This window comes from Brevibacterium ihuae, assembly GCF_900184225.1.
In the GTDB taxonomy this organism is placed as follows: Bacteria; Actinomycetota; Actinomycetes; order Actinomycetales; family Brevibacteriaceae; genus Brevibacterium; species Brevibacterium ihuae.
In genome coordinates this window covers 864,316-880,551 of sequence record NZ_FXWZ01000002.1, presented here as the reverse complement: position 1 = coordinate 880,551, position 16,236 = coordinate 864,316, and the positions used below count along the sequence as shown (strand labels likewise).

Here is a 16,236-nt window from a genome sequence, read left to right as displayed (position 1 = left end):
CTCGACAGGGCACCAGCATACGGTCAGGTGAGGAGGAGCAGGCTGAGCGCCATGACCGCCATGCCGGCGACGAGGCCGTACACCGCGTGGTGGTGGTGGCCGTAGCGCTCCGCGGTGGGCAGCAGCTCGTCGAAGGAGATGAAGACCATGATCCCGGCGACCGCAGCGAACACGAGGCCGAACAGCGTCGGGGTGACGAAGGGTGCGAGGACCGCGAAGCCGATGAGCGCACCGGCGGGCTCGGCGAGGCCGGCGAGCGTGGCGTAGCCGAGCGCGCGCTTCCGCGAGCCCGTCGCATAGTGGACCGGGGCGGCGACGGCGATGCCCTCCGGGATGTTGTGGATCGCGATCGCGATCGCGATGGGGATCGCGATCTCCGGGCTCTGCAGTCCGGAGAGGAAGGTCGCGAACCCCTCGGGGAAGTTGTGGAGGGCGATCGCACCGGCGGTGAAGAGGCCCATCCGCAGCAGTGCGTGCTCGCGACGGTGCGCCGCGAGGCGATCTCCGGGCACCTCGTGGGGATTCACCGCGTCGGGGACGAGCCGGTCGATGATCGCGATGAGGGCGATGCCGGCGAAGAACCCGGCGGCCGTGAGCCAGCCGGCGGCGGACTGCGAGTGCTCCTCGGTGAGGGATTCCGTGGCCTTGGGGAGGATCTCGATCATCGACACGTAGACCATGACGCCGCCGGAGAACCCGAGGGCGGCGGCGAGGAAGCGCTTCGACTCGGCCCCGCCGAGCACGGCGACGACACCGCCCACCGCGGTGGCGAGGCCGGCGCCCAGGGTGAGCGCGAAGGCGAAGAGCACGTTCTCCATGCTTCCTCCTCGTCTTCGCGCCGGGGTCGGTGCCGGGTGGGGCCGACCGTGCACTCCCAGTTCTAGCGAGCGCCGCGGCGGGCGACAAGTCGAGATGTGCGCAGGTGAGCAAGTGTGCCCGGATGACGGGAGGGTGAATTCTCCTCCCCTCGATCCGCGGGTGTCCGACCCGGGCGCGGCAGCTCGTAGGATTGGGGAGGTCGACCTGCGAACCGGGTCGACCGGACGCGGCGGATCGACGAGAGGACTCACGGGTGGACGAGGACAGCAGCGCACCGGACGACCACGGCCGGTTCTCCCTCAACGAGGACTGGACCGCGACGATCATCGGGCTCGTGCTCCTCGCCGCGTGCCTCCTCGGCATCATCGGCCCGGAGATCATCCCGTGAGCCGGGCCGACGCCGCGCCCGGCACCGACGCCGCGCCCGAGGCGCCCGCCCGTCGGACGTCCACGGGCCGCCGGGCGCTGTGGACCGGCATCGGTGCGATCATCGTGTTCGGCCTCGCGGGCCTCGTGCAGTACCTCACCGACGCCGTCCCCGCGCTCGCCGCGGGGACGTGGTTCGGCGACATCGCGGAGTCGATCGAGTACCCGATCTACGCGATCGCGCTCGGCTTCCTCGCCAACGCCGTCCTCTCCCTGTGCGGGATCCGGGACCGGATGGAGGCCGCGTTCCGCACCGAGCTCTTCATCAAGATCGGACTCGTGCTCCTCGGCGCGACGATCAACTTCGCGATCTTCGTCAAGGCCTTCGGCCCGGCGGTGATCCAGGCGGTCTGCCTCATCGCGATCGTCTTCGCATTCACCTGGTGGTTCGCCGGCGTGCTCGGCCTCGACGACCGCCTGCGGGCGCTGCTCGCCTCGGCGCTGTCGATCTGCGGCGTGAGCGCCGCGGTCGCCGCCGCCGGCGCGGTGCGGGCGAAGAAGGAGCAGCTCGCCTACACCGCGACCCTCGTCATCGTGTTCGCGGTGCCCTCGATCTTCCTCCTGCCGTGGCTCGCCGGCCTCCTGGGTCTGCCGCCGGCGGTGACCGGTGCCTGGATCGGCGGCAACATCGACACCACCGCGGCGGTGACGGCCGCGGGCACCGTGGCCGGCGAGCAGCCGCTGCAGATCGCCTCGATCGTCAAGGTCACGCAGAACGCGCTCCTCGGCTTCGTCGCGGTGCTCCTCACCCTGTACTTCACCCTGCGCGTCGATCGCAGGGCAGGCGCCGGCGAGGCACCGGCGTCCGGGGCCGCCGCGGATGCCGGGGCACCGCGGCCGCGGGCCTGGGCGATGGTGTGGGACCGGTTCCCCAAGTTCGTCCTCGGGTTCCTCTTCGCCTCGATCATCGCCACGGTCCTCGGCGCCACCATGGACCCCGCGGTCCTCGAACCGCGCCTCGATGCGGCGAAGGAGCTCCAGGTGTGGGCGCTCAGCCTCGCGTTCGTGTCGATCGGCCTCGAGTTCACGGTCTCCTCGGTGCGGGAGGCCGGCTGGAAGCCGATCCTCGTCTTCACCGCCGCGACCCTCGTCAATCTCGTCGCCGGGCTCGGCCTCGCGCTTCTGCTGTTCAGCTCGTTCGAGTTCTGACCGGCGCCGCCTCGGATGCCGTTGCGGGGAGCACACCCGCCGCGCTGAGGAAGAGGGTATGGATCCGCGGGTCCGGGGTGAGCTCCGGATGGAAGCTCGCGGCCATGACGTGCCCCTGCCGGACGAGGACGGGCACGCCGTCGTGCTCGGCGAGCACCTCGACGCCGGGGTCCGTCCCGGTGATCTGCGGTGCGCGGATGAACACCGCCTCGACGGTCCCGGCTCCTCCGTCGCCCGCGAGCCCGCGGACGGCCAGCGGGGCGACGAAGGACTCCCGCTGCGCGCCGTAGGCGTTGCGGCGGACGGTGACGTCGAGCGCGGGGACCCGAGCGAAGCCGGAGAGCGCGGCGGCGTCCTCGACGTCACGGGCGAGGAGCACGAGCCCGGCGCACGTGCCGAACACCGGCAGGCCGGCCGCGGTGCGCTCCGCGAGCGCGGGGAACAGTCCGCTGCCGGCGGCCAGGCGCACCATCGCGCTGCTCTCCCCGCCCGGCAGCACGACGGCGGCGAGGCCGTCGAGATGCTCCGGGCGGGTGACGCGGCGGGTCGCGGCGCCGAGTGCGGTGAGGACCTTTCGGTGCTCGGCGACCGCGCCCTGGAGCGCGACGACGCCCACGCAGGGGCGGTCGGACGGAGTCACCAGCCGCGCTCGGCCAGGCGGTGCGGAGCGGGGAGCTCGGACACGGTGATGCCGACCATCGCCTCGCCGAGCCCGCGCGACACCCGGGCGATCGTGTCCGGGTCGTCGAAGTGGGTGGTCGCCTCGACGATCGCGCGGGCCCGCTTCTCCGGGTCCCCGGACTTGAAGATCCCCGATCCGACGAACACCCCGTCGGCGCCGAGCTGCATCATCATCGCCGCGTCGGCGGGGGTGGCGATGCCGCCGGCGACGAACATCACCACCGGCAGCCGGCCCGCGCCGGCGACCTCCTTGACGAGCTCGTAGGGCGCTCGCAGCTCCTTGGCGGCGACGTAGAGCTCGTCGGCGCTCATCGCCGCGAGCCCGCGGATCTCCCCGGTGATCGTGCGGATGTGGCGCATCGCCTCGGACACGTCGCCGGTGCCCGCCTCACCCTTCGAGCGGATCATCGAGGCGCCCTCGGTGATCCGCCGGAGCGCCTCGCCGAGGTTCGTCGCACCGCACACGAACGGCACCGAGAACCCCGACTTGTCGATGTGGTTGACGAAGTCTGCCGGCGAGAGCACCTCGGACTCGTCGATGTAGTCGACCCCGAGGGTCTGGAGCACCTGGGCCTCGACGAAATGACCGATCCGCGCCTTCGCCATGACCGGGATCGACACGGCGTCGATGATGCCGGCGATGAGGTCGGGATCGCTCATCCGCGCCACTCCGCCCTGGGCGCGGATGTCGGCCGGTACGCGCTCGAGCGCCATGACGGCCACGGCGCCGGCGGCCTCGGCGATCCGGGCCTGCTCGGGGGTGACGACGTCCATGATCACCCCGCCCTTGAGCATCTGGGCGAGTCCGGTGTTGAGCAGGGGCTGGGTCGCGGTCATGCGGGGTTCTCCTCGGTGGTTCCGGTGGGTGCGGGATGGGTCACCGTCACCGTAAGCGGCGAACTGGTCTGCCGGCAGGGCCAGAAGTCGATCACATCAATGGGCCAGATGTGGTGTCATGGTTCCATGAGCCGCGCCCCGGAACTCCATCTCGAGATCGATCGGACCAGCGACGTCGCCCTGCCGGTGCAGATCATCCGGGGCATCCGCGCCGCCGTCGCGGGCGGGCGCCTCACCCCGGGGGACCGGCTGCCGTCGGCCCGTGCGCTCGCGGCGTCGCTCGGCACCGCGCGCGGCACCGTGGACAGCGCCTATGCCCAGCTCGCCACCGAGGGGTACGTCGTGCAGCGTCCGCGGAGCGGAACGGTCATCGATCCCGATCTCCCGGCGACCGCCCTCGCCCGCCCTCCGGCGCCCGTTCCCCGACCCCGCGCGCGCCGCCGCCCGATCCGGCTCGATCTCCGCCCCGGCGGCGGCGGGGACTCCCCGTCCACCGATCCGCAGTTCCGCGCGGCCTGGCGCCGGGCCCTCGACCTCCCTCCCGGGCCGCCGGACCCGCTCGGAGAGCACCGGCTGCGCGAGGCGATCGCCGAGCACCTCCGCACGATGCGCGGCATGGTCGTCGACGCCGCCGAGGTCGTCGTCACCGCCGGCTCGCGCGACGGGCTCGCACTCGTGCTCGCGGCGACCGGCGTGACCCGGGTCGCGGTGGAGGACCCCGGATTCCCCGGATTGCGCCGGGCCCTGCGCGGCGTCGAGGCGGTGCCCGTTCCCGTCGACGAGCTCGGCCTGTCCCCGCACGGTCTTGCCCGGGCGGTGCACCCGGGGGACGCAGGCGTCGGGAGGGCGATCGCGGAGGACTGGCCGGCCGCGGCGCTCGTCACCCCGAACCACCAGTTCCCCTACGGCACGGCGATGCCGGTGGGGCGCAGGGTCGAGCTGTGCGGCACGGCGGCCGACGCCGGCGTGCTCCTCCTCGAGGACGACTACGACAGCGAAGCGCGCTACCTCGGCCCCGCGGTTCCGCCGCTGTTCGACTCCGCGCCGGGCGGCGGGGTCGTCCACCTCGGGACCTTCTCCACCGTGCTCACCTCCGCGGTCGGCACGGGATACCTCGTGGCCCGGGGGCGCGCCGGCGACCGGATCCGCGCCGCCCGCGAGAACCTCGGGCCGGCGGTGTCCCCGCTGCTCCAGACCGCGGTCGCGGAGTATCTGACCTCCGGCGGGCTGCGACGCCGGATCACCCGCGGTCGCGCTCGCCTGCGCGCGGCCGAACCGGTGGCCGCGGAGTACGCGGGGCTGCCCGGACTCGTCCGGCGCGGACGCGATCTCGTCATCGAGACGGATGAGTCCGGCGCCCGGAACGCGCATCGGCGGCTCGCCGCCCACGGGATCGTCGTCGGCGACCTCGCCTCCGGCTGGTCGGGGGAGGCCGGTCGGCACGGCCTCGTCGTCGCGCGGTCCGCGGCGGCTCCGGAGCGGCTGCGCGAGGCGCTCGCACTCATCGCGGAGAGTCTCGGGGAGGGCGCCGGCACCCCCGGACGGGTGCGCTGGGCCGACCCCGGCCCTGTGACAGGATGAGGCCATGGACGACAGCACAGCCGCACCGGCAGGAGACCCCCAGCCCTCGCACGCCGTCGAGATCACCCGGGTGGCGGAGAACCGCTACCGGGCGGTCGGCGCGAGCGGCACGACCCTCGAGTTCGGCCGCGGCGAGGGCCTCCTCACCCCGGTCGAGCTGCTGCTCGCGGCGATCGCCGGCTGCTCGGCGATCGACGTCGACACCGTGACCTCGCGACGCACCGAGCCGACGCGCTTCACCGCGCGGGCGAGCGGGACGAAGATCGACGAGGACGGGGCGAGCCGCCTGGCCGACATCGGGGTCGATTTCGACCTCGCGTTCCCCGACGACGAGTCCGGCCGCACCGCGGCGGGCATGGTCGAGCGCCTCGTGCGGCTGTCGCACGACAAGCACTGCACGGTGTCGCGCACCGTCGAGCACGCGACCCCGGTGCGGATCACCTCGCGCGCGGAGGTCGGGGAGGCGCCTGTCTGCGACGGGTGATCAGTCGACGCTGATCTCGCCCATCTCGTCCCAGCCGTCGCCCTCGATCTTGCGGGAGATGATGCGCGGGGTCTGCTGCAGGTACTGCGGGAACTCCTCGCGCATCGCGGCGAAGTGCGGGCTGCCCACGTGGGCCCCGGCGGCCTCGTCGTCGGCGAACGCCTCGACGAGAACGTACTCGTTCGGGTTCTCGACGCTGCGCGACCAGTCGAACCACATGTTGCCGGGCTCGGCCCGGGTGGCCTCGGTGAAGGGGCGGGAGATCTCCGGCCAGCGGTCGGCGAACGCGTCGGCGACGAGGAATTTGACGACGATGAAGTACATGGGTCCTCCAGGTTTCGGTGGTGATGCGGTGGATCAGGGGGTCGGTTCGGCCGGGGGTCCCTCGACGCCCGGGCTCGTCTCGAGCGGACGGCCGGAGGCGACCCATTCGGTCATCGAGCCGTCGTACACCGCGACGTCCGGGCGTCCGAGCCGTGCGGCGCTGAAGGCGACGAGGGTCGCCGCGATCCCGCCGCCGCAGTAGGCGATCGGCCGCTCCGCGCTGTCGAGCGTCCCGGTCGGTGCGAGCACGGCGCGGGCGCGCTCCTCCGGGACGAGCCGGTGATCGCGCTCCTCGTCGTAGAGGTCGCGGAAGTGCGCGTGACCGCTGCCGGGGATGTGCCCGGGACGGCCGTAGGGGCGGGTGCGTCCGGAGTAGGCGTCGGGATCGAGCGCGTTGACCACCGGGGTGCCCGCGCCGCCCGCCGCCTCGACCGCGGCGGCGTCGGCGAGGAGCTCGGGCCGCCGATGCGCGGTGAAGGTCCGCGGGCGCGGTGCGACCGCACCGGATTCGACGGGTAGTCCGGCGGCGCGCCAGGCGGGCAGCCCGCCGTCGAGGAGCGCCACCCGGCCGTGGCCTTCGAGCCGGAGGTTCCACCACAGCCGGGTGGCCCACTCGTTCTCTCCGTGGTCGTAGACGACGACGTCGACGCTCCCGTCGATCCCCAGCCCGCCGGCCGCCGCGGCGAACCGATCGCTGTCGAGAGCGGTGAACCGCACCGGTTCGGGAGCGGTGAGCACGTCGAGGAGGTCGGCGAACACCGCCCCAGGGATATGGGCGTCGAGGTGGGTCGACCGCCCGGATTCCGGGCGCACCCCGGTGGCGGTGCGGACGAGGAACGTCGTGACGTCGACGACGAGCACCTGCGGATCGTCGAGGTGCGCGGCGAGCCACGCGGGGTCGACGAGGATCCCGGGCAGGGACGACTCGGCGGGCGGGAGGGTGCGCACGGCGGGAGCGGACATCAGCGGTCGAGGATGCGCTCGACCTCGGCGAGCGAGCGGTTCGACTTCTTGAGCCGGTGGGAGAGCACGGCGATCCGCACGGAGCCGGCGATCCCGGCGATGAGCACCCCGGCGATCGCGGCGAGCAGCATCGCCACGCCGAGCGGCAGGCTGAACTGCCAGGAGAAGTACTGGAACTGCGCGGAGACGTTGTTCTGGATGATGAAGACGAGGAGGAGGACGAGGATGAGCGCACCGAGGATGAGCGCGATCCACACGCCGGCGGACACCCCGGAGGAGCGCTTCGGCTCCGCGGCCGGACGGCGGGTCCGTTCGTCGCTCCGCCGGGCCGGCGGGTGCGCCTCGGGCTCGGGGTACCCGGCATCGGAGTAGCCGGCGTCGCCTGCGGGCCGGGGGGCGCCGGCGGGCTCGGGGGAGCGGTAGGGATCGGTCACTGCACTCACGTCCTTCGTCGGTCGGCTCTCGGCGTTCCGTCCCGCAGGCTCGCGCCACGGCGGTGCGGGACCCGCCTCGTCATCGATTGTCGCACGTCACGGCCGTGCCGAGAACGCAGAATTCTGCGGTTCCGGTCTCAGGAACCGCAGGATTCTGCTGGGCGAGGGCGGGTCAGACGTCCTTCTTCTCGAGCCCCTTCATGATGTCGTTGAAGGTCTGCGAGGGGCGCATCGCCTCCGTCGTCTTCTCGACGTCGGGGTTGTAGTACCCGCCGAGGTCGACCGGCGAGCCCTGCACCGCGAGGAGCTCCTCGGCGATCGTCGACTCGTTCGCGCGGAGCTGCTCGGCGACCTGGGTGAACGCCTGCGCGAGCTCGGCGTCGGCGGTCTGCTTCGCGAGCTCCTCGGCCCAGTAGAGGGCGAGGTAGAAGTGGCTGCCCCGGTTGTCGAGCTCGCCGACCTTCCGCGACGGCGACTTGTTCTCGTTGAGGAAGGTCTCCGTCGCATCGTCGAGCGTGTCGGCGAGGATCCCGGCGCGCGCGTTGTCGTCCGAGGTGTGCAGGTGGCGGAAGCTCTCCGCGATCGCGAAGAACTCGCCGAGCGAATCCCACCGGAGGTGGTTCTCCTCGGTGAACTGCTGGACGTGCTTGGGCGCGGAGCCGCCCGCGCCGGTCTCGAACAGTCCGCCGCCGGCGATGAGCGGGACCACGGAGAGCATCTTCGCCGAGGTGCCGAGCTCGAGGATCGGGAACAGGTCGGTGTTGTAGTCGCGGAGGACGTTGCCGGTGACGGAGATCGTGTCCTCGCCCTTCCGGATCCGGTCGAGGGAGAGCTGCGTGGCCTCCACCGGGCTCATGATCCGGATGTCGAGGCCCTCGGTGTCGTGCTCCTGCAGGTACTCCTCGACCTTGGCCTTGAGGGTGCGGTCGTGCGCCCGGGTCTCGTCGAGCCAGAACACCGCCGGGGTGTCCGACAGGCGGGCGCGGGTGACGGCGAGCTTGACCCAGTCGCGGACCGGGATGTCCTTGGTCTGGCAGGCGCGCCAGATGTCACCGGCCTCGACCTCGTGGCTCATGCGGACCTCGCCGGCGGAGTCGACGACCTCGACGGTGCCGGCCTCGGAGATCTCGAAGGTCTTGTCGTGGCTGCCGTACTCCTCGGCCTTCTGGGCCATGAGGCCGACGTTGGGCACCGAGCCCATCGTCGTCGGGTCGTAGGCGCCGTTCGCCCGGCAGTCGTCGATGACGACCTGGTAGATGCCGGCGTACGAGGAGTCCGGGATCACCGCGAGGGTGTCGGCCTCCTCGCCGTCGGGTCCCCACATCTTGCCGCCGATCCGGATCATCGCCGGCATCGAGGCGTCGACGATGACGTCGCTGGGCACGTGGAGGTTGGTGATGCCCTTGTCGGAGTTGACCTGGGCGAGGGCGGGGCCGTCGGCCATGCCCTGCTCGATGCCCCGGCGGACGCCGTCGGCGACCTCCTGCGGCAGTGCGTCGAGCCCGGCGAGGATCGCGCCGAGGCCGTTGTCCGAGGTCAGCCCCGCAGCTGCGAGCTGCTCGCCGTACTTCTCGAACACCTCGGGGAAGAACGCCTCGATGACGTGGCCGAAGATGATCGGGTCGGAGGCCTTCATCATCGTCGCCTTGAGGTGGACGGAGAACAGGACGTCCTGCTCGCGGGCGCGGCGCACCTGCTCGCGGAGGAACGCGTCGAGCGCGGAGGCCTTCATGAAGGTGCCGTCGACGATCTCGCCGGCGAGCACGTCGAAGGACTTGAGATCGGTGGTGCCGGCGGCCGTGCGCAGGCGGATCGTCACGGTGTCGTCGGAGTCGAAGACGACCGACTTCTCGTTCGCGCGGAAGTCGTCGGCGTCCATGGTGGCGACGTTCGTCTTCGAGTCCTGCGACCATTCGCCCATCGAGTGGGGGTGCGACTTCGCGAAGTTCTTCACAGCTTTCGGGGCGCGGCGGTCGGAGTTGCCCTCGCGGAGCACCGGGTTGACGGCGGAGCCCTTGACGGCGTCGTAGCGGGCGCGGACGTCCTTCTCGTCGTCGGTGGAGGGCTCATCCGGGTAGTCCGGGAGGTCGAAGCCCTGCGACTGGAGCTCGGCGATCGCGGCCTTGAGCTGCGGCACCGAGGCCGAGATGTTCGGCAGCTTGATGATGTTGGCCTCGGGGGACTGGGTGAGCTCCCCGAGCTCGGACAGGGCGTCCGCCATCCGCTGGTCCTCCGGGAGGCGGTCGCCGAACTGACCGAGGATCCGACCGGCGAGCGAGATGTCGCGGGTCTCGACCTCGACACCGGCGGTGGTCGCGAAAGCCTCGACGATCGGCTTGAGCGAGTAGGTCGCCAGCAGCGGCGCCTCGTCGGTGCGGGTGTAGATGATCTTTGCCATGAGGTGCACAACTCCAGATCGTGTTGGGGGGTTTACCACCCGAGTCTACTGTGCACCGGGATCGGTACCATGCTGGAGGGCGTCGGGTTGAGACGTCCCGACACGGGAGAGAGGACGCGCGGACACCGATGGCCAAGCTCTACTTCCGCTACGGCGCGATGAACTCGGGGAAGTCGACCGCACTGCTCCAGGCCGCCTTCAACTACGAGGAGCGCGATCAGCGCGTGCTCCTCGCCAAACCCGCGCTCGACACCAAGGGCGACGACGAGGTCGTGTCCCGGCTCGGGGTGCGCCGGCGCGTCGACTTCCTCATCCGGGCGGGCGAGGACGTCGAGGCGCGCTTCCTCGCCGCCGCCGGGCTCGAGGACCCGGCGGCCCTGCTCACGAGCATCGAGGTGCCCGTCGCCCCCGTCGCCTGCCTGTTCGTCGACGAGGCCCAGTTCCTCGAACCGGGCCAGGTCGAGGATCTGCTGCGGATCGCGGTGCGGCACGAGGTGCCGGTGATGACCTACGGGATCCGCACCGATTTCCGGACCCGCGCCTTCCCGGGATCGGCCCGGCTGCTCGAGATCGCACACACGCTCGAGGAGCTCAAGACGATCTGCCGCTGCGGGCGCAAGGCCCTGTTCAATGGCCGTCGGGTCGAGGGGCGGTTCGTGTTCGACGGCGACCAGGTCGCGATCGACGGCGCCGAGGTGACCTACGAATCGCTGTGCGCCCACTGCTACTTCGCGGAATCGGCCGGGCGCGGCAGCGATCTCGGCTGAGACGGACGCCGCGGTCCCCGTGCCGTGTCCGGGCGACCGGATACAGTGGGGCAATCAGCCGGAACCAGTGTCGACCTCTGGAGTGAAGCGCCATGTCACAGCTCGCCTACTCGATCATCAACGATGCCGACCCCTCCGCCCCCGTCCTCATCCTCGGGCCCTCGCTCGGCACCACCGGTGCGCTGTGGGCCGGGCCGGCCTACCGGCTCGCCGACGACTACCGCGTCGTGACCTTCGACCTCCCCGGGCACGGCCGCAGCCCGCGGATCCCCGGAGTGACCATCGAACGGATCGCCGAACTCGTCCTCGACATCGCCGACGACCTCGGGGCGCAGACCTTCTTCTACGCCGGGATCTCGATCTCCGGCGGCCTCGCCCTCGCACTGGCGCTGCGCGCCCCGGAGCGCGTGCGCGCCGCCGCGGCCCTGTGCTGCGGAGCCCGGTTCGGGGACGCCTCGACCTGGGAGCAGCGGATCGGCGACGTCCGGTCCGACGGCACGCGCTCCCTCGTCCCCGACACCGCGGACCGCTGGTTCGCCGCCGGCTTCCTCGACGAGGACGACTCGACCGGCCCCATCGTGCTCGAGATGCTCGCCGGGACCGACGACGCCGGCTACATCGACTGCTGCGAGGCCCTCGCCGGATTCGACCTCAGCGATGCGGTCGCCTCGATCGAGGTCCCCGTGCTGTTCCTCGCCGGTGCCCAGGACCCGAGCAACCCGCCGGAGTCCATGCGCGCACTCCACGAGCAGGTCGAGGGATCCGCCTTCGCGGTGATCCCGGACTCCGCCCATCTGCCCGTCGCGGAGCACCCCGAGCTCGTCGCCGACCGCCTCGCGGGGTTCTTCGGCGCCCGGCTCGGCTGACCCGGAGTCCCCGCCGGTCCTCCAGCGCACCGCACCCCACCGCCCGCCCGCCCGACCAGCACGACGTCCGACCGAGAGCACGACGTCCGACCGAGAGAGGCCGCCATGTCATCATCCCGCCCCGCCGGAGAGCACGCCGCGCGCTATGCTCCGCTGCCCCGCACCGACACGGAGCGCGATTTCAAGTCCCCCGGTGAGCGTGCCGAGGCCTTCTCCCCGGGAACGACGCGCATCCGCTGGATCGGATTCATCGGCGGACTGCTGCTCGCGGTCCTCCTGTGGGTGATCCTGCCCGCCGACCTCCCGCAGGCGGCCCGCGTCACCGCCTCCGTCGCCGGTGTCATGGCTGTGTGGTGGATGACCGAGGCGATCCCGATCCCCGCCACCGCACTCGTCCCGCTCGTCGCGTTCCCGCTGTTCGGGGGCACCGAGGAGGAGCCGGTGAGCGTGTCCTCGGTCGGTGCGAGCTACGGCCAGGACACGATCTTCCTCTTCATGGGCGGCTTCCTCATCGCGCTCGCGATGCAGCGCTGGAACCTCCACCGCCGGATCGCGCTGTTCGTCCTGTCCCTCATGGGGGAGAGGACGGGGGCGATGATCGCCGGCTTCATGATCGCCACCGGCTTCCTCTCGATGTGGGTGTCGAACACCGCCACCGCGGTCCTCATGCTGCCGATCGGCCTGTCCGTCCTCGTCCTCGTCAACGAGGCGATGGAGAAGGACCCGGAGTCCTCCGGGCTCGCGGGCGACTCGGCGGATCGCACGGGGACCGACGAGGAGGTCGATGTCGACGGTCCCGCCGGTGAGTCGGTGAAATCGAGCGTGCTCCGATCGAACTTCGGCACCGCGCTCATGCTCGGCATCGCCTACGCGGCCTCGGTCGGCTCGCTCGGTACGATCATCGGCACCCCGCCGAACCTCCTGCTCGTCGGCTACCTCGAGGAGAACCACGACATCTCCATCGGGTTCGGCCAATGGATGCTCGTCGGCGTCCCGCTCGCGGTCGTGATGATGGCGATCACGTGGTTCCTCCTCGTCAAGGTGCTCTTCAAGCCGGAGACGGCGCGGATCCCGGGCGGCAAGGAGCTCATCGCCGAGGAGAAGGCGAAGCTCGGACCGATGTCGCTCGGCGAGAAGCTCGTGCTCGCGATCTTCGTCCTCGCCGCGCTGTCGTGGATCATCATCCCGACGGTGTTCGAGGAGCCCCCGATCTCCGACGCCGGTATCGCGATCGTCGCAGGCATCCTCCTCTTCATCGTGCCCGCGGGCGCCGAGCGCGGCGTGCGACTGCTCGACTGGGAGTCGGCGGTCGAACTGCCCTGGGGCGTCCTCCTGCTGTTCGGCGGCGGACTCGCGCTGTCGGCCCAGTTCTCGTCCTCCGGACTCACCGACTGGATCGGCGAGTCGGCGCAGGGCCTGGCCGGCGTGCCGGTGCTGCTGATCGTCATCATCCTCGCCGCGGGCATCCTCATGCTCACCGAGATCACCTCGAACACCGCCACGGCGGCGACCTTCCTGCCGGTGGTCGGCGGTGTGGCGATCGGCCTCCAGGTCGACCCGCTGCTGCTCACCATCCCGGTGGCGCTCGCCGCGACGTGCGCGTTCATGCTCCCTGTCGCTACCCCGCCGAACGCGGTGGCCTACGGCTCCGGTTACGTGACGATCAGCCAGATGGTCAAGGGCGGCGTCCTGCTCAACCTCGTCGGCGTCGTCCTCATCACCCTGGTGACCATGACCCTGGCCACGTGGGTGTTCGGCATCGTCTACTGACCCGGCGGGCGGTCCCGTGCCCGCTGGGCATCCGGGCCGCCCCGCCGCCCGACCGCCTGCACCACCTCTCGACAAGGAGACCTCCGTGCCCCGACTCTTCGAACCGATCACCCTGCGCGCACTCACCGTCCGCAACCGGGTCTGGCTCGCACCGATGTGCCAGTACTCCGTCGAAGCCCGCGACGGTGTGCCCACCGACTGGCACCTCGTCCACCTCGGGGCGCGGGCGCAGGGCGGGTTCGGGCTCATCATCACCGAGGCCGCCGCAGTCGTGCCCGAAGGGCGCATCTCGCCGCAGGACGTCGGGATCTGGAACGACGAGCAGGCGCGCGCGTGGTCGCGCATCGTCGACTTCCTCCGTTCGCAGGGCGCGGCGACGTGCATCCAGCTCGCGCACGCCGGACGGAAGGCGAGCACCCACCGTCCCTTCGTCGGAGAGGCCACCGGCTCGGTGTCGGAGGACGCGGGCGGCTGGCAGTCGGTCGGTCCCTCGGCGGAGGCGTTCGAGGGCCTGGCCGCCCCGCGCGCGATGACGCGCGACGACATCACCGAGGTCGTCGTGGCCTTCGGAACCGCCGCGGCCCGCGCCGTGCACGCCGGCTTCGACTCCGTGGAGATCCATGCCGCGCACGGCTATCTCATCCACGAGTTCCTCTCCCCGCTGTCGAACACCCGCACCGACGAGTACGGCGGCTCGCTCGAGAACCGGGCCCGGCTGCTGTTCGAGATCCATGACGCCGTGCGCGCCGCGCTGCCCGACGACGCTCCGGTGCTCGTGCGGATCTCCGCCTCGGAATGGACGGCGGGCGGGTTCGACATCGCCGAGGCGACGGAACTCGCCGTCCGCCTCCAGGAGACCGGCGTCGACCTCGTCGACGTCAGCAGCGGCGGCAATGTGCTCGCCGACATCCCGATCGGGCCCTCGTACCAGGTCCCGCTCGCCGGGGAGATCGCCGCCGCCGGCGTCACCACCGGGGCGGTCGGCCTCATCACCGAACCCGCTCAGGCCGAGGGCATCCTCACCACCGGGGACGCCGACGTCGTCCTGCTCGCCCGGGCCGCGCTCCGCGATCCGAGCTGGCCGCAGCGCGCGGCCCACGCGCTCGGGGTCGGCTGGCGGAACACCCCCTATCCGCCCCAATACACCCGCGGGAAGTGGTGACGCCGCCCCGGCGCTAGAACCGTCCCGCCCCCATCCGCACCGCAGACACCACCGGAGGAGAACATGGAATCGCTCGCACTCGACGACGTCGTCATCCGCTCGACGTCCGTCTCCGATATGGAGAACAACGTCTACCTCATCACCGCCCGGACGAGCGGGGAGCAGGTGATCATCGACGCGGCCGACGACCTGCCTGCGATCCGCGATCTCGTGGCCGCAGGTGCCGAGGACTCCGAGCACGGCACGCGCGTGACGACGGTGCTCACCACCCATCGCCACTGGGACCACGTGCGCGCCCTGCGGGAGACCGCGGCGGAGAACGACGCCCGGACGATGGCCGGCGAGAACGATGCGGACGCGATCGAGGAGGAATCCGGCGCCCGCATCGACGAGCGGGTCGCCCACGGGAGCGCCCTTGAGTTCGACGGCTTCCGTCTCGAGGCGATCGAGCTCCGCGGCCACACCCCGGGTTCGATCGCCTATGTGCTCGCGGACGCCGGCGGGCAGACGGTGATCTTCTCCGGCGACAGCCTGTTCCCCGGCGGCCCCGGGAAGACGTGGAGTCCCGAGGACTTCGTCTCGCTCATGGACGACCTCGAGGAGCGCATCTTCGGCCGGTTCGGCGACGAGGTCCGGGTGCTGCCCGGCCACGGGGACACGACCACGCTCGGGGCGGAGCGCCCGCAGCTCTCCGAATGGCGCGAGCGCGGGTGGTGAGGTGCCGGTTCAGCCGTTCGCGGCCGGACGTTCGGTGAGCCCCTCGCGCTTCTCGACGCGCTGGCGGAGTGCGAAGAACAGGGATGCGGCCATGATGAAGATCATCGAGCCGATCTCCCCGATGACCTCGAGCAGGGTCAGTCCGTAGCGCACCCGCTCGGGCTAGCCCCACAGCCCCGAGGCCGGGTGGAGCATGTCGAGGATCGCGGCGAAGAACACGAGCGCGGCGAGCCCGGCGACGATGACCCACGCCTGTCGCCTCGCGCGCGCGCCGGTGAAGATCCACGCGATCCCGAGCGCGAGGAGCACCGGGACGCCCATGAGGCCCCACGCGAGGAGCTCCCCGAAGTCCTGGCCCCGGAGTCCCATGCCGGATTCGAAGCCGAGCCCGTCGGCGAGCGCCCCGCCCCAGTTCTCGTGGAGCTCGAGGCTGTCGTCGGCGATGACGACGAGGAACGCGGCGGTGATCGCGTAGTGGATCCATGCCCGGTGCAGGTGGAGAGCGGTGTAGACGAGCGCGGCCCCGGCGATGACGAGCTGGAGGTAGCCGAAGCTCTCCGCGAATCCGCGGTCCCGGTCGGCGTTGAAGAGCGGGTTCGCGAAGGCGGGGAAGATCCCGCGGGTGTTCTCGAGCCGGTGCATCATGTCGATGACGACGAGGACGCCGAGCACGAGCACGGAGATGATGACCGCCGCCCACCACCAGGCCGCTCCCCGTCCGAGCCGGACGCGGACCGCCGCCGGCATCGATCTCAGGCACCGTCCATTCATGATCGCGACACTAGGCGTTCACGATGAGACGAAGATGAGACGGATCGCCGCCCCGCCAGGTCCCCATCTCGTCGAACCCCCTGTCGA

At 71.5% G+C, this 16,236-nt stretch carries 18 protein-coding genes; 9 read left to right on the top strand and 9 right to left on the bottom strand.

Features of this window, described 5'->3' with window-relative positions:
* Nucleotides 1-23: 23 nt before the first annotated feature.
* The gene (gene zupT / locus C1A17_RS04050) at nt 24-818 is read right to left on the bottom strand and encodes a zinc transporter ZupT (RefSeq protein ID WP_101650960.1); all 795 of its coding nucleotides are present in this window, start codon (nt 816-818) and stop codon (nt 24-26) included.
* 254 nt (nt 819-1,072) lie between these two features.
* Between zupT and C1A17_RS14690 the strand changes: the two genes are divergently transcribed.
* Both C1A17_RS14690 and C1A17_RS04045 read left to right on the top strand, forming a co-directional pair.
* A complete protein-coding gene (locus tag C1A17_RS14690) occupies nt 1,073-1,207 on the top strand; it encodes a hypothetical protein (RefSeq protein ID WP_281258665.1) in 135 nt (44 codons plus the stop codon).
* A complete protein-coding gene (locus tag C1A17_RS04045; protein ID WP_101650958.1) occupies nt 1,204-2,394 on the top strand; it encodes a YeiH family protein in 1,191 nt (396 codons plus the stop codon). The genes C1A17_RS14690 and C1A17_RS04045 overlap by 4 nt, the downstream gene beginning before the upstream one ends.
* Here the strand turns inward: C1A17_RS04045 and pdxT are convergent.
* Both pdxT and pdxS read right to left on the bottom strand, forming a co-directional pair.
* Nucleotides 2,375-3,034, bottom strand: coding sequence for a pyridoxal 5'-phosphate synthase glutaminase subunit PdxT (gene pdxT / locus C1A17_RS04040; RefSeq protein WP_101650956.1), 660 nt, complete (start codon nt 3,032-3,034; stop codon nt 2,375-2,377). The two genes, C1A17_RS04045 and pdxT, sit on opposite strands and share 20 nt — an antisense overlap.
* A complete protein-coding gene (gene pdxS, locus C1A17_RS04035) occupies nt 3,031-3,912 on the bottom strand; it encodes a pyridoxal 5'-phosphate synthase lyase subunit PdxS (RefSeq protein WP_101650954.1) in 882 nt (293 codons plus the stop codon). The genes pdxT and pdxS overlap by 4 nt, the downstream gene beginning before the upstream one ends.
* A gap of 126 nt (nt 3,913-4,038) precedes the next feature.
* On the opposite strand from pdxS, the gene pdxR reads away from it, so the two are divergent.
* The gene (gene pdxR / locus C1A17_RS04030; protein WP_180953204.1) at nt 4,039-5,493 is read left to right on the top strand and encodes a MocR-like pyridoxine biosynthesis transcription factor PdxR; all 1,455 of its coding nucleotides are present in this window, start codon (nt 4,039-4,041) and stop codon (nt 5,491-5,493) included.
* A 4-nt stretch (nt 5,494-5,497) separates the two neighbouring features.
* Entirely contained in the window at nt 5,498-5,977 is a 480-nt protein-coding gene (locus tag C1A17_RS04025) for an OsmC family protein (RefSeq protein ID WP_101650950.1), read from the top strand.
* On the opposite strand, the gene C1A17_RS04020 is transcribed toward C1A17_RS04025, so the two are convergent.
* From C1A17_RS04020 to C1A17_RS04005, 4 genes are all read right to left on the bottom strand, one after another.
* A complete protein-coding gene (locus tag C1A17_RS04020) occupies nt 5,978-6,301 on the bottom strand; it encodes a putative quinol monooxygenase (protein ID WP_101650948.1) in 324 nt (107 codons plus the stop codon). It lies immediately after the preceding gene.
* A gap of 33 nt (nt 6,302-6,334) precedes the next feature.
* A complete protein-coding gene (locus C1A17_RS04015) occupies nt 6,335-7,249 on the bottom strand; it encodes a sulfurtransferase (RefSeq protein ID WP_219618243.1) in 915 nt (304 codons plus the stop codon).
* A gap of 14 nt (nt 7,250-7,263) precedes the next feature.
* Nucleotides 7,264-7,698, bottom strand: coding sequence for a LapA family protein (locus C1A17_RS04010; protein WP_245873416.1), 435 nt, complete (start codon nt 7,696-7,698; stop codon nt 7,264-7,266).
* 172 nt (nt 7,699-7,870) lie between these two features.
* Nucleotides 7,871-10,096, bottom strand: a complete 2,226-nt coding sequence (locus C1A17_RS04005) for an NADP-dependent isocitrate dehydrogenase (protein ID WP_101650942.1) — start codon at nt 10,094-10,096, stop codon at nt 7,871-7,873.
* Between the two features lie 128 nt (nt 10,097-10,224).
* Between C1A17_RS04005 and C1A17_RS04000 the strand changes: the two genes are divergently transcribed.
* From C1A17_RS04000 to C1A17_RS03980, 5 genes are all read left to right on the top strand, one after another.
* On the top strand, nt 10,225-10,863 hold the full coding sequence (locus tag C1A17_RS04000; protein WP_101650940.1) for a thymidine kinase: 639 nt from the start codon (nt 10,225-10,227) through the stop codon (nt 10,861-10,863).
* A 92-nt stretch (nt 10,864-10,955) separates the two neighbouring features.
* Nucleotides 10,956-11,729, top strand: coding sequence for an alpha/beta fold hydrolase (locus C1A17_RS03995; protein ID WP_101650937.1), 774 nt, complete (start codon nt 10,956-10,958; stop codon nt 11,727-11,729).
* A 105-nt stretch (nt 11,730-11,834) separates the two neighbouring features.
* Nucleotides 11,835-13,499, top strand: a complete 1,665-nt coding sequence (locus C1A17_RS03990) for an SLC13 family permease (protein WP_101650935.1) — start codon at nt 11,835-11,837, stop codon at nt 13,497-13,499.
* Between the two features lie 85 nt (nt 13,500-13,584).
* The gene (locus C1A17_RS03985) at nt 13,585-14,661 is read left to right on the top strand and encodes an NADH:flavin oxidoreductase/NADH oxidase (RefSeq protein ID WP_101650934.1); all 1,077 of its coding nucleotides are present in this window, start codon (nt 13,585-13,587) and stop codon (nt 14,659-14,661) included.
* Between the two features lie 63 nt (nt 14,662-14,724).
* Complete coding sequence (locus tag C1A17_RS03980) at nt 14,725-15,378, top strand: MBL fold metallo-hydrolase (protein WP_101650933.1); 654 nt, start codon at nt 14,725-14,727, stop codon at nt 15,376-15,378.
* Between the two features lie 9 nt (nt 15,379-15,387).
* On the opposite strand, the gene C1A17_RS14135 is transcribed toward C1A17_RS03980, so the two are convergent.
* Together C1A17_RS14135 and C1A17_RS03975 are read right to left on the bottom strand one after the other, a co-directional pair.
* Nucleotides 15,388-15,531, bottom strand: a complete 144-nt coding sequence (locus tag C1A17_RS14135; RefSeq protein ID WP_180953203.1) for a hypothetical protein — start codon at nt 15,529-15,531, stop codon at nt 15,388-15,390.
* 9 nt (nt 15,532-15,540) lie between these two features.
* Nucleotides 15,541-16,149 (bottom strand): hypothetical protein, encoded by a 609-nt coding sequence (locus C1A17_RS03975; protein ID WP_146000571.1) that lies wholly within the window; start codon nt 16,147-16,149, stop codon nt 15,541-15,543.
* Between the last annotated feature and the right edge of the window lie 87 nt (nt 16,150-16,236).

Coding starts and splice junctions, on each gene's coding strand:
- zupT (WP_101650960.1), bottom strand. CDS start 818: ATGGAGAACGTGCTCTTCGCCTTCGCGCTCACCCTGGGCGCCGGCCTC.
- pdxS (WP_101650954.1), bottom strand. CDS start 3,912: ATGACCGCGACCCAGCCCCTGCTCAACACCGGACTCGCCCAGATGCTC.
- pdxR (WP_180953204.1), top strand. CDS start 4,039: ATGAGCCGCGCCCCGGAACTCCATCTCGAGATCGATCGGACCAGCGAC.
- C1A17_RS04025 (WP_101650950.1), top strand. CDS start 5,498: ATGGACGACAGCACAGCCGCACCGGCAGGAGACCCCCAGCCCTCGCAC.
- C1A17_RS04020 (WP_101650948.1), bottom strand. CDS start 6,301: ATGTACTTCATCGTCGTCAAATTCCTCGTCGCCGACGCGTTCGCCGAC.
- C1A17_RS04005 (WP_101650942.1), bottom strand. CDS start 10,096: ATGGCAAAGATCATCTACACCCGCACCGACGAGGCGCCGCTGCTGGCG.
- C1A17_RS04000 (WP_101650940.1), top strand. CDS start 10,225: ATGGCCAAGCTCTACTTCCGCTACGGCGCGATGAACTCGGGGAAGTCG.
- C1A17_RS03995 (WP_101650937.1), top strand. CDS start 10,956: ATGTCACAGCTCGCCTACTCGATCATCAACGATGCCGACCCCTCCGCC.
- C1A17_RS03990 (WP_101650935.1), top strand. CDS start 11,835: ATGTCATCATCCCGCCCCGCCGGAGAGCACGCCGCGCGCTATGCTCCG.
- C1A17_RS03980 (WP_101650933.1), top strand. CDS start 14,725: ATGGAATCGCTCGCACTCGACGACGTCGTCATCCGCTCGACGTCCGTC.
- C1A17_RS03975 (WP_146000571.1), bottom strand. CDS start 16,149: ATGAATGGACGGTGCCTGAGATCGATGCCGGCGGCGGTCCGCGTCCGG.